Here is an 11,928-nt window from a genome sequence, read left to right on the forward strand (position 1 = left end):
GCGCCCCGCCGCGGAAGGGGCGCCGGGCTGTATCGAAAGGCGGCTCCGCAGCGTGGGCGCGAGCCGCCCACGACCGGCACCCGCGAAACAGACCCCTGCCTCACCACCCGTCGGCGTCGACCGCCTCCCGCTCGTCCTCCCCCAGCGCCTCCACCACGGCGTCGACGATGCCCCCGTCGAGCGCCGTGCCCGCCGCCAGGTCCGTCGTACGGCCGAAGCCCGCGTCCCCGACGGCGACGGCCAGGGTGTAGCGGTTCCCGAGGGACAAGGTGTGGAAGGCCCATCTGCCGACGGTGGCAGGGGTGCCGTCGGGGCGCAGTACGTCCCCGGGCGCTCCGTCCGGGCAGAAGCCGAAGTCCGTGAAGCGGAAGCGCAGGCCGAGGCCGAGGGCCTTGCTGTAGGCCTCCTTCAGGGTCCACAGGCGGAGCACGGCCGGGTTGCGTTCCGCGAGCGGCAGGGCCTCGACGCGCTCCAGTTCGTACGGGGTGCACAGGTGCCGGCCGAGCCCGGGACCGTACAGGACACGGTCGTTCGGCTCGGCGTCCACGCCGATCGCGCCGCCGGTGGCCAGCCCTACCAGCAACAGGCCGTCGGTGTGGCTGAGGCTGACCTGCACCCCGTCGTAGCCGCGCAGACAGGGGCGCCCGGTGAGGCCGTAGCCGAGTTCGACGGACTCGGGCCGTACACCACCGAGCGCGGCCGCCGCGGCGAACTTCAGCAGGACGCGCGAGGCGGCGAAGCGCGTGCGGACCTGCGGGTGCGTCAGCCCGAGGTAGCGGCCCCAGTCGTGGCCGAGGAGCCCGCGCAGTCGCGGCAGGCCCGCCCGGTCGGGGCGCCAGTCGGCCTGGCGGGCGAACAGCACCGCGGCGCCGTGCCGGTCCAGGTCAGCGCGTACTCTGCTCCAGTCCCCCGACGGGCCGCAGATCGCGATCGGCTCCCCGAGCGTCCGGCCCGGGCCCTGGCGCCCGGGTGCCGGCCGTGCTGTCATCGAACGCCTCCATCGTGTCGTGGAGATCTGACAGCACATCGGCCGCGGCCGCGCCGTCGATCACCCGGTGATCGAAGGTGAGGCCGAGCCGCATCACGGGCGCTGGCACCACGACACCGTCGCGCACCACCGCACGGTCCACGACGCGGCCCGCGCAGAGGGTCACGGCGGTGCCGCCGGCCGAGTGGAAGCCGTCGACGCTCCGGTGGCCGAGCGAGCTGACCGAGACGGTGCCGAACACGCCGGCGCGTCGGCGCGGGTCGCGCAGCGCCGCGGCGAACGCGGCCCTGCCGAGCGGCACCGGGAGCCGGCTCAGCAGCCGTACGCCCTTGAACTCGAGGAGTTCGGCGGCCTGTTCGCCCCGGTAGCGGTCGACGCGCTCCTGGATCTCGCTCAGGGTCGCCGACTCCAGGCCGGGGACCAGCGCCGACAGCACCGTGCGCTCGCCCTCTACGGGCCGGTCCAGGGCGAGTTTGGCGGTGACGCCGTCGAAGCGGACGGTCCTCGGGCGGCGCAGCGGTCCGGGCCACCCGGGGGCCATCGCGGCGTTGGCCTCCGGGTGCCGGTCGAGGACCCGTCCGGCGGCGTACAGCAGATAGCTGACGACCGAGTAGCGCCGACCGTCCTCGCGGGCGGTGGCGCGGTGCGCCTGGACACGGGTCATGTCGATGTCCGTGTCCAGGTGCACGGGCCGCTGCGCCGCCGCCCACTCCAGGAAGTACAGGGTGTGGCGGCGGCGCCGTTCGACGGTGACGACGGGGCTCACCCGAGCACCGCCAGCTCGTAGATCTCCTTCAGGGTGCGGGCCTCCAGGACCCTGCCGACCGGGATCCTGCGGCCGATGGCGGGCTCCAGGGCGGTGACGAGCTTGAGGAGGTACAGCGAGTCCCAGTCGGGGAGTTCGTCGAAGTCGGCGGCCACCTGCCCGGGTGCGAGCGGCATCCCGATCTCGTCGTTGACGAGCCGGACGTAGTCGCCGAGGGTGAAGCCGCCTCCGGCGGGAACGGGCGCGGGGACGGTGCTGTCGACGCTCATATCTTCTCCAGGGCGAAGCCGGCCTTGATCCACTTGCTGGACTCGACGGCGATCGCGAGGGCCTTCTCGCCGTCGGACATCCGCTCCAGCAACTTCTCGATCTGCAGGAAGGGCAGGGCGTTTCCGTTGTTGCCGGTGTCCGCGACGCAACTGACGTCCTGCGCGGTCGGCACGTCGAGTTCCTCGGTGATGCGGCGGGTCATCCGGCCGGACAGCTGGGGCGGCAGCAGATAGTCCAACTGGTCCGCTTCCCAGTCGAGTTCGCCGAGCATCTCCCAGAGGATCTCGACGGCCATGACGGGCACGGACTCCTCGATGGCCTTGTAGTCCTCGGTGAGGGCCTGCCGGTCGTCGTACCGGTCGGCGAGCCCGAACCACTCGATGACCTGCCCTGGCTTGCGGCCCAGCCCGGTGAAGCGGTTGAGGACATGCCGCAGGGCGAGACGCTGTCCGCGCGGCTCGTCGGTGACGACGGCCGCGCCGGCGCCGTCACCGAAGAGAACGTGGTTGACGAGGTCACCGGGGGCGGCACCGGCCACGTCGCGCTGGAGGTCGAGGTGCTTGCTGCAGACGTCGCCGCCGATGACGAGTCCGGTCCGGTACTGGCCGGAGGCGATCATCGTCTGGGCCACGCCCAGGGCCTGTACGGCGCCCGCGCAGCCGGACTGGAGCTGGAAGGTGGGCACCTGGTCCAGGCCGAGCTGGTCGGCGACATGGTTGACCGTGGCCGGCATCAGGGTGTCGGGGGTGGCCGTGCCGAGGACGATGAACTCGATCTCGGACGTGTCGACTTCGGGGGCGGCGAGCGCCTTCTCGGCGGCCTGCGCGCACAGGTCGGCGAGCGACCAGCGGACCGCTCCGGTGCCGAGGTCCCGGGCGAAGTGCCGCGTCCGGGTGCCGATGAAGACCTCGATCCAGTCCTCATTGATGCCTAGCACCTTGGCCAGGGTGGCGTTGTCCACCGGGTCACCGGGCAGGGCGGTGCCGAGGGACGCCAGAAACGTCGTCGGGGTGGTCATGCCGTCCTCTCTTCTTCCATGAGCGCCGGGTTCTCCGCCACGTCGCCGGTGCCCGCGGAACCGGGCGCCGCCGCGCCGATCTCACGCAGGAAGGCGACCAGGTCGCCGACGGACGAGAGGCGGGGCAACAGATCCTGGACCGTCACCGTGCCGATGCCGGTGAGCCGGGCCTCCAGCCGGTTCTTCAGCTCCATGATCATGACGGAGTCGAAGCCGAGGTCCTCGTAGAGCCGGTCGTGCGGGCCGACCTCGGCGTCGGTGTAGCCGCCGACCATCCGGACGGCGCCGAGGACGGCTTGCCCGACCGGGTCCGCCGGACCGCCGGGCCGGTCCAGGGTGAGGACGGCGGCGGGGGCGGTCTCCGGCTCCCCGTGCGCTACGAGCGCCGGGATCGTCGGCTCGGCCACCGTTCCCTGGCTCCGCACCGGATTCCTCGACCAGTAGCGATGGTCGGTCGAGAAGGCGTACGGCGGCAGCGGGTGCGGAACCCGTTCCTCGGGTGCGTACACGGCGTCCCAGTCGGGTTCGACGCCGCCCCGGTACAGCTCGGCGAGGGCCTCGGCGAGGTCCCGGCCGGCGGAGTCGGGGCCGCGCACCGGCAGGACGTGCACCGGGCCCGCGCCGGCGGCGGGGCCACCGAGGCGCCGCACCATCCCGGAGAGCACCGGCTGGGGGCCGATCTCCACCAGGTGCGTCGGGCCGTCGGCGAGCAGCGCGCCGGCCGCGTCGCCGAACAGCACGGGGGCGCCGATGTGTTCGACCCAGTACGCGGCGTCCATCGCCTCGCCGTCGAGCACCCGTCCGCGGACGGTGGAGTACAGCGGGATCTCGGGCACTCCCCCGCCGACCTGTTCGGCGATCTCCGCGAAGCGGTCCAGGACAGGCCGCATCAGCGGTGAGTGGAAGGCGTGCGAGACCTGCAGTGTGCGGGAGGTGACCCCCTCGGCCTCGAGCTCGGCCCCGATCTCGGCCAGGGGCTCCAGATCACCGGAAAGCACCGTGGCCGTGGGGCCGTTGACCGCCGCGATGCCGACCAGGGGCTCCCGCTCGATCCGCGCCTCCAAGTCCGCCCGGGTGGTACGGACGGCCAACATGCCGCCGCCTTCCGGGAGTTCCTGCATCAGGGCGCCGCGGGCGGCGATCAGCCGGGCGGCGCCGTCCAGCGGGAGCGCCCGGGCCAGGACGGCGGCGGCGAACTCGCCGACGCTGTGGCCGAGGAGCATCTCGGGGCGCACGCCGAGTTCCGTCAGGGTACGGCCGAGGGCGTAGCCGACGGCGAACAGGGCGGGCTGCGTCCACTGCGTACTGTGGACGGCGTCGTCACCGGCGAGGATCAGGTCGCGCACGGACTTTCCGGTGTGCGGCAGCAGCGCTGCGTCCGCCTCGTCGAGGAAGTGCCGGTACAGCGGCGACTGTTCGTACAGTACGGCGGTCATCCGCGGGTACTGCGAGCCCTGCCCGGTGAACAGGAACGCGCTGCGGGGCCTTTCGGCGGGCCTGGCGGAGAGCCGGGCCAGCAGCTCGGGGTCGGCGGCCGACTCCCGTAGTCCGGCGACCAGTTCGGCGATGTCCGTGGCGACGGTCGCGAAGCGGTGGCGGTGGCCGGCCTTGACGCGGTTGCTCCATCTGGCCAGCGGGCCCAGCGGTACCCGGCGGGCCGCTGCCGCGTCCGCCTGGGCCAGCAGGTTGCGGCGCAGCGCATCGGCGTTCGGCGCGGTGAGGGTGAAGACGGCGGCGCCGATGCCGCCCGGCGCGGCGGTGTTCGCCGGTTCGGGGCGCGCGGTGTGCGCGGGCGCGGACTCCAGGACGGCGTGGGCGTTGGTGCCGCCCATGCCGAAGCTGCTGAGTCCGGCGACGGTGGGGCCGGCAGGCAGCCGCAGCGGTGCCTTGAGGAGCCGCAGTCCGTGGTCGCGCAGTTTGAGCTGCTTGCTCTCCTTGGCCGCGAAGCGGCTGGCGGGGACGACCCGGTGGTGCAGGGACAGGGCGACCTTGATCAGTCCGGCGATGCCGGCGGCGCCCTCGGTGTGGCCGAGGTTGCCCTTGACCGAGCCGAGCGCCATGGGCCTGGCGGCGCGGCCGGCGTGGTGGTGGCCGAGTGCCTTGACCTCCATCATGTCGCCGAGGGCGGTGCCGGTGCCGTGCGCCTCGGTGAAGACCACGTCGGAGGGTTCGACGCCGGCCCTGCGGTAGGCGGCGGCGAGCACCTCCTGCTGGGCCCACCGGTTGGGTGCGGTCAGCCCGTTGCTGCGGCCGTCCTGGTTGACGGCGGTGCCGCGGATGACGGCGTACACGCGCTGGCCGTCGGCGATCGCGTCCCGCAGTCGGCGCAGCACGACCACGCCGACGCCCTCGCCGCGGCCGATGCCGTTCGCCTCGGCGCTGAAGGGCTTGCACCGCCCGTCGGGGGCGGAGAGCCCGGCCTGGGTGTAGAAGATCGACAGGGCCGGAGTGAGGGCCAAGTTGACGCCGCCGACGAGTGCGTGGTCGCACTCCTCGGCCAGCAGCGCGTTCGCCGCGAGGTGCGCGGCGACCAGCGAGGAGGAGCAGGCGGTGTCGACGGCGAGGCTGGGGCCCTTGAGGTCGAGGTGGTACGAGATCCGGTTGGCGGTCATGCAGTAGCCGTTGCCGGAGCCGACCTGGGCGGTGACGTTGGCGTAGTCGGTGAGGTGCAGTTGCGCCCACTCGTTGCCCATGATGCCGACGAAGACGCCGGTCCGGGTGCCGGCGAGGGTGCGCGGCGGGATGCCCGCGTCCTCGACCGCCCGCCACGCGGACTGCAGCAGCAGCCGCTGCTGGGGGTCCATGGCGGCCGCCTCGCGCGGCGAGATGGTGAAGAACTCGTTGTCGAAGGCGTCCGGGTCGGCGATGAAGCCGCCCTCGGTGGTGTTGGCGTGTCCTTCGTCCCCGGCCGCCGAGTGGAACTCCTCGGCGTCCCACCGCTGCCGGGGCACCTTCCCCACCCCGTCCGCGCCGCGCATCAGCAGGTCCCAGTAGGCGCCGGTGTCGGGCGCCCCCGGGAATCTGCAGTCGATGCCGACGATGGCTATGGGCTCCATCAGGCGCCGCCGTCCTTCGCGGCCTCCGCGGCCAGCTCCTCCACGAGGTGGCCGGCGAGGGCGTGGACGGTCGGGTAGTCCCAGGCGGCCGTCGGCTCGATCACCAGGTCGAAGTCGTCCTCGATGTCTCCGCACAGACTGAGGGCGGCGACGGAGTCGAGGCCGTACTCGGCGAGGGGCACGTCCGGGTCGATCTCGGCGGGCTGCCGCTTGAGGTAGAGGGCGATGCGCTCGGCCAACCACGTGGTCAGAGACTCGGTGGTGTGTCCGGTGGTCGGAACGGGCATGGTGCACTCCTCGCGGGGGTGAGCGGTTGTCGCGTGCTGTCGTGCTGTCGTCGGGGGGCCGTCGCGGACGGGCCGTCGTCCGTGGCGGCCGGCCGGTGTCCGTCAGCCGGCCGGCGGGGTGTCGTACAGGTCGTAGCTGGTGCGCGCGTGGAACCTGCGCAGTACTTCCTCGTGGACCCGGGCGTCCACGGACGCCGGGAGGTCGGCCGGCCGCCGGCCGAGCCGCCGGGCGAGCCGGTGCAGTGCGGCGGCGAGCCAGGCGGGGTCGGCGAGGAACGCGTCACCGCCGTCGTGGGACGCCTGCTGCCGGACGCCGATCGCCGAGGCGGCGGCGAGCAGGACGGCGTAGCGGTCGGCGAGGGCGAAGGCGGCGGGGCGGGCGAGCGCCGTACGGTCCTCGGGCGCGAGCGCGCGGCTCGCCTCCTGGACCTGGCGCAGCTCGTCCACCAACTGCAGCGCGAGCCCTTGGACGGCCCGCTCCTCGGGCGACGCACCCGGCAGCTGGTCCACTGCGGCGACCAGGGTGGCGCTGAGCCCGTCCCGCCCACTCGCCAGGGTGAGCCGGCCGTAGGAGAGGTCCGGCAGGTCCGTGCGCGGCTGGAAGAGCTGCGCGGGGGCTGGTTCGTCGCTGAACCAGGAGCGCCGCGCGAGCCGGGACAGCTGGGGGATGATCGTGGCCTGGCAGGCCGCGGAGCCGGCGTGGCCGAGGCTGAGCACCGGCATGTCGCGCAGGTGCTTCTGGAAGATGCCGTGCTCGCCGTCGCGGATGTAGAAGCGGGCCCCGAGCACGATGGACAGCTCGTGCATCGCGTCGGTGAGCACTTTCGGGACGAGGTACTTGGTGGCGGCGGCGAAGACGCTGGTCTGCTCGGGGAGCAGATGCACCGCCCGGGTCGCGGCCAGCGAGAGGCTGTCGCAGGTCAGGAGGTCGACGAAGGCCCCGGACAGGGTGCCCCTGGCGTGCGGGATGTCCATGACGGACTTGCGGTAGAGCTGTCGGCCGAGCGCGAAGCGCACGACGGTCCGCAGGGCCGTGTCGGTGGTGCCGACCGCCATGCCGGGGAGCGCGGACCGGGTGATCTGGAAGGCGCGCAGGGCGGTTTCGACGCCCTTGCCCGGCTCACCGACGAGGGCCGAGGCGGGTACGGGTGTGTCGTCGAACCGGAGTCCGGACAGGAGGCAGCCGCGCACGCCGACGGTGTCGTAGCGGGGCAGTACCTGCCAGGTGTCCGTGTCCAGCCCGTCGCGCTCGACGAAGAGGACGGAGTGGCTGCGGCTGCCCGGTGCGGGACTGGTGCGGCTGAACAGGACCCAGGCGTCGGCGCGTTGGGCGTTGTTGATGACCTGCTTGGCGCCGTTCAGCAGATACCCGCCGCCCTCGGCGGGGCGGGCCTCGAACTCGTTGCGCACGAAGTCGTTGCCGTGCGCGAGTTCGTGATAGGCGACCGAGACCTTGCCGCCGCCGGTGAGGATCCGCGCGAGGCATGCGCGCTGCGCGGCGTCCCCGGAGGTCCAGATGTTCACGGCGGCCATGAACGAGGTCACACCGTAGCCGAGACCGAGGGCGACGTCGCGGCGGAACACCTGCCGCATGATCCGGACCAGGGTGTCGAGCCGCTCCAGGCGGCCGCCCTCGGCACGCGGCACGAAGTCGGCGCCCAGGCCCAGTTCGTCGAGGGCGCGCTCGCCGGGCTCGGAGAGTTCACCGGCCTCGTCCGCCTCGAGCAGCCGGGTGTAGGAGAGTTCGTTGCCGTCGTCGGTGGGGTCGCCGAGGCGCCGGTCCAGTTCGGCGACGCGGGTCGCGGCCCGCGCTTCCTGGCCGGGCGCCTCCTGACCGTCCTGTACGGCCCGCTGGAGCTCTGTGCCGATCAGCATGACGTCCTCTCACTCTCGACGGCGGCCGCGCCGGTCCTCACGGGCTGCCGCTCGGGGAGCCGCTGCGGCAGCAGCGAGAACAGCCGGCCCGAGGAGCGGGCCGCCCGCAGGGCGCCGAGCAGTTCTTCGTACGTCTCCTCGCCGGCCGCCGCCGGTTCGCCGAGGCGGACCAGCAGCCGGTCCAGGGCGGTGTGCAGCCACCGTCCGTCGCGCCACAGCTCCCCGGTGCCGGGGTCGTCGCCGAAGTGGTCGGTGCTGTGCGTCCACAGGCCGAGGCAGGCCGCTCCCGCCCAGCACAGGGTGTAGCGGCGCGCGACCTCGAAGGCGGCGGGCGGGACTTCGGTGAGCACGCCCTGGTACTCCTCCATCTCGGCGTGCACCGCGGTGGTGACGTCGAGCAGCCTCCGCGCGGCCGCGGCCACCGGGCCGATCACGGGGTTCTGCTCCGCGCGCCGGGTGATCTCGTCGACGGAGGCGGCGAGACCCGCCATGACGCCGCTGCCGTGCCGGGTGACCAGCGTCAGCCGTGCGGGGTCCAGGGGCGGCAGCGGCGCGGTCAGGTCGCAGGCGGCGTCGGCTCCCGCCGTGTCGCCGGTGCCGCGCCGGAAGCCGCGCGCCAGGGAACGGAACTGGTTGACCAGGGAGTTGAGGTTGACCAGGGTGTTGCCGTCGAAGAGTCCGACGATGCGGTGATCGCGGGCGACCTTCTGGAACCGGCCGCCGGCGTAGACGCCCTTGAGGAAGGCACGGGCGCCGAGCAGGCCGGTCAGGTCGGCCAGGACCTGGTCGGTGCCGGTGGGCAGCAGGTACTTGGTGACGGCCGAGGTGACGCCGAGCTCCGCGGTCTGGGTCTGTACGGCACGGGCGGCGACCAGGGCGACCGCTTCGTGCAGCAGGACGTCGGCGGCGGCGCCGGCCAGCACCTGCCGGGCCTGCGGGAGGTCGATCAGCCGCCGGCCGTACAGCTCGCGCTCCTCGGCGAAGTCCAGGCCGAGCCGCAGCCCGTGGTCGGCGGCGCCGAGCGACAGCGCCGCGCACATGGTGCGGGTGAGCTGGAGCGCCTTCAGCACGATCTCCAGGCCGGCGCCCTCGGCACCGACGAGGGCACCGCGCGGCACCCGGGCTCCGTCGAACGCGATGCCGGAGATGTCGGCGCCGCGGATGCCGTGGGTGCGGATCTTCGGCAGATGGCGATAGGTGTCCTCGTCGAGCTCGCGCTTGTCCACGAGGAGGACGCTGAAGCCGCGCGGGCCGCCGTCCGGGCGGGTGCGGGTCAGCAGCGCCAGCACCGAACCGCGGGTGGCGTTGTTGATCAGCCACTTCTCGCCGCTGACCAGCCAGTGGCCTTCGGTGTCCGCCGCCTTGTCGTCGGTGCGCACGTCACCGGCCAGCAGGTCGCTGCCGTGGGCGCGTTCGGTGAGCCCGAGGGAGACCGGGACCCCGGCCATGATCTCGGCGCCGAGCCGGGCGCCCTGCTCCGCGGAGCCCGCGACCCAGACGCAGACCCCGCCGAGGTAGGTCTTGCCGTGGCCGATGGCGCAGGTCAGATCGCGGCGGGCGACGGCGCGCACGAGCTGGAGCACCTGTTCGTAGTCGCGCAGCCGGCCGCCGTACTCGACCGGTACGTACTGCTCGGGCAGGCCCCACTCCTGGAAGCGACGGCAGATGTCGGCGGGGAACTCCTCCTTGTCGTCGAGTTCCACGCAGCGCGCGTGGGAGAAGACCTCGCCTGGGTCGTCGGGGTCACCGAGGAAACGGTCGAACTCCTCGGCGAGCCGGTAGGGCTGGTGTTCCATGTCAGACCACCGCTTCCAGGGACGGGGCGGCGTCGGCGGAGGCGATCAGGTCGCGGACGGCCGGCTCCAGGACCTCGTGCAGCGCGGTGATCCGGCCCTCGAGGAACAGCTTGCGCATCAGGGTCCGCTGGATCTTGCCACTGGTGGTCTTGCGGATGGTTCCCGGCCGTACGAGCAGGACGTTGCCGGCGGGGACGGTGAACTCCTTGCTGATGAACCGCTGGACGCCGGAGGCGAGGGTGGGCAGGTCGGTGGAGACGCTGCCGGGGCGGATCTCCTGGACGGCCACCAGGTGCTCGCGGTCGGTGTCGACGGCGAAGACGGCGCCCGCGCCGGTGCCGAAGGCCGGGTCCAGGGACTGGACGGCGCGTTCGACGTCCTGCGGGTAGAGGTTGCGGCCCGCCAGGATGACCATCTCCTTGAGCCGGCCGGTGACGTAGAGCTCGCCGTCCTTCAGGACGCCCATGTCGCCGGTGCGCAGCCAGCCGCCGTCGTCGCATCCGCCGGCGCCGTCGGAGATCGCCGCGTCGAAGATCTCCTTGTTGGTCTGCGGCCGCTTCCAGTAGCCGGAGGCGACGCTGTCACCCTTGAGCCAGATCTCGCCGACGTGTCCCTCGGGCTTCTCCACGTGGGTCTCCGGGTCGACGACACGGATCTCGAAGTCCCGTACGACTCCGCTGCTGACGAGGGAACGGCTGGGCTCGCCCCCACGCGGGCCGGCCAGTTCGCCGCGCTCCAGGGCCGCGGCGTCGACGTCGAGCATGCGGGGTCCCGCGGTGCGCGGGATGCCGGAGACCAGCAGGGTCGTCTCGGCCATGCCGTAGCAGGGGAAGAAGGTCTCGGGGCGGAATCCCGCGGGGGCGAAGCGCTCGGTGAAGGCGCGGATCGTCTCGGCCCTGACCGGTTCGGCGCCGTTGCAGGCCGTCGTCCAGGTGGACAGGTCGAGCGTCTCCAGCTGTGCGTCGGTGATCCTGCGCACGCACAGGTCGTACGCGAAGTTGGGGGCGCCGCCGCTGGTGACCCCGTAGTCGCCGATCATCTTCAGCCAGCGGTAGGGGCGCTTGAGGAAGGTGAAGGGCGCCATCAGGACGGCGGGGATGCCGAGGTAGAGCGGCTGCAGGATGTGCCCGATCAGGCCCATGTCGTGGTAGAAGGGCAGCCAGCCGCCGCACACGGTCTCGGGGCCGGTGCCGATCGACCGCTGGATCGCCGCCTCGTTGGCGAGCAGATTGCGGTGCGAGACCGCGACACCCTTGGGGTCGCTGGTCGAGCCCGAGGTGTACTGCAGGAACGCCAGGCTCTCCGGGGTGAGGGAGGGCGCGTACCAGGCGTCCGCGTCGCCCTGGGCCTGGTCGTCGGTGGCCAGGCACGGCACGTCGGTGAGGCCCTCCGCGGCCAGCCAGGCCGAGATCTCGGGGGCGTTGGCCGAGTCGGTGAGCACGGCGCACGCCTCGGCGTCGCGCAGGATGCCGGAGACCCGGGTGAACTGCCGGCCCTGCTCGGTGGGCAGCGGTCCGGGTACGGCCACGGCACCGGCGTACAGGCAGGCGGTGAACGCCTTGATGAAGTCCAGGCCGGGCGGATAGAGCAGCAGGACCTGGCGGTTCACCGCCCCGTGCGCCTGGAGCCAGGAGGCGACCCTGCGCGCCTCCCAGTCGAGGCCGGAGGCCGTGAGGTGCTGCGGCACCGAGCCGCGGGCGTCGTCGGGCAGGAAGATGAAGGCATCCGCGGCGCTGCGGGCTTCGGTACGCTCCAGAACCAGTTCCGTGAAGGTTCGGAAGTTCGTCAACGTCTTTCTCCGGCCTCTCCGAGATCCGCTGGCGTGGCGCCGGCACGGGTCGCTCTGACATCACGATCGTTGTTCGCGGTGCT

General features: G+C 72.9%; 9 protein-coding genes. All 9 read right to left on the minus strand.

The window, feature by feature from the left end; translation table 11 throughout:
* Positions 1 to 100: 100 nt before the first annotated feature.
* The gene (locus IEZ19_RS18430) at positions 101 to 988 is read right to left on the minus strand and encodes a 4'-phosphopantetheinyl transferase family protein (protein WP_189312292.1); all 888 of its coding nucleotides are present in this window, start codon (positions 986 to 988) and stop codon (positions 101 to 103) included.
* A complete protein-coding gene (locus tag IEZ19_RS18435; RefSeq protein WP_229840456.1) occupies positions 885 to 1,754 on the minus strand; it encodes a 2-oxo acid dehydrogenase subunit E2 in 870 nt (289 codons plus the stop codon). Before IEZ19_RS18435 ends, IEZ19_RS18430 begins: the two co-directional genes overlap by 104 nt.
* Entirely contained in the window at positions 1,751 to 2,023 is a 273-nt protein-coding gene (locus IEZ19_RS18440) for an acyl carrier protein (RefSeq protein WP_189312293.1), read from the minus strand. Before IEZ19_RS18440 ends, IEZ19_RS18435 begins: the two co-directional genes overlap by 4 nt.
* The gene (locus IEZ19_RS18445; protein WP_189312294.1) at positions 2,020 to 3,042 is read right to left on the minus strand and encodes a 3-oxoacyl-ACP synthase III family protein; all 1,023 of its coding nucleotides are present in this window, start codon (positions 3,040 to 3,042) and stop codon (positions 2,020 to 2,022) included. The genes IEZ19_RS18440 and IEZ19_RS18445 overlap by 4 nt, the downstream gene beginning before the upstream one ends.
* Positions 3,039 to 6,098, minus strand: coding sequence for a type I polyketide synthase (locus IEZ19_RS18450; RefSeq protein ID WP_189312295.1), 3,060 nt, complete (start codon positions 6,096 to 6,098; stop codon positions 3,039 to 3,041). Before IEZ19_RS18450 ends, IEZ19_RS18445 begins: the two co-directional genes overlap by 4 nt.
* Entirely contained in the window at positions 6,098 to 6,385 is a 288-nt protein-coding gene (locus tag IEZ19_RS18455; protein WP_189312296.1) for an acyl carrier protein, read from the minus strand. The genes IEZ19_RS18450 and IEZ19_RS18455 overlap by 1 nt, the downstream gene beginning before the upstream one ends.
* Before the next feature lie 102 nt (positions 6,386 to 6,487).
* On the minus strand, positions 6,488 to 8,260 hold the full coding sequence (locus IEZ19_RS18460) for an acyl-CoA dehydrogenase family protein (protein WP_189312297.1): 1,773 nt from the start codon (positions 8,258 to 8,260) through the stop codon (positions 6,488 to 6,490).
* A complete protein-coding gene (locus IEZ19_RS18465) occupies positions 8,254 to 10,056 on the minus strand; it encodes an acyl-CoA dehydrogenase family protein (protein WP_189312298.1) in 1,803 nt (600 codons plus the stop codon). The genes IEZ19_RS18460 and IEZ19_RS18465 overlap by 7 nt, the downstream gene beginning before the upstream one ends.
* Position 10,057: 1 nt before the next feature.
* The gene (locus IEZ19_RS18470; RefSeq protein ID WP_189312299.1) at positions 10,058 to 11,845 is read right to left on the minus strand and encodes a fatty acyl-AMP ligase; all 1,788 of its coding nucleotides are present in this window, start codon (positions 11,843 to 11,845) and stop codon (positions 10,058 to 10,060) included.
* Positions 11,846 to 11,928 lie beyond the last annotated feature (83 nt).

Origin of the sequence: Streptomyces brasiliensis (assembly GCF_014647875.1) — a bacterium.
Classification (GTDB): domain Bacteria; phylum Actinomycetota; class Actinomycetes; order Streptomycetales; family Streptomycetaceae; genus Streptomyces; species Streptomyces brasiliensis.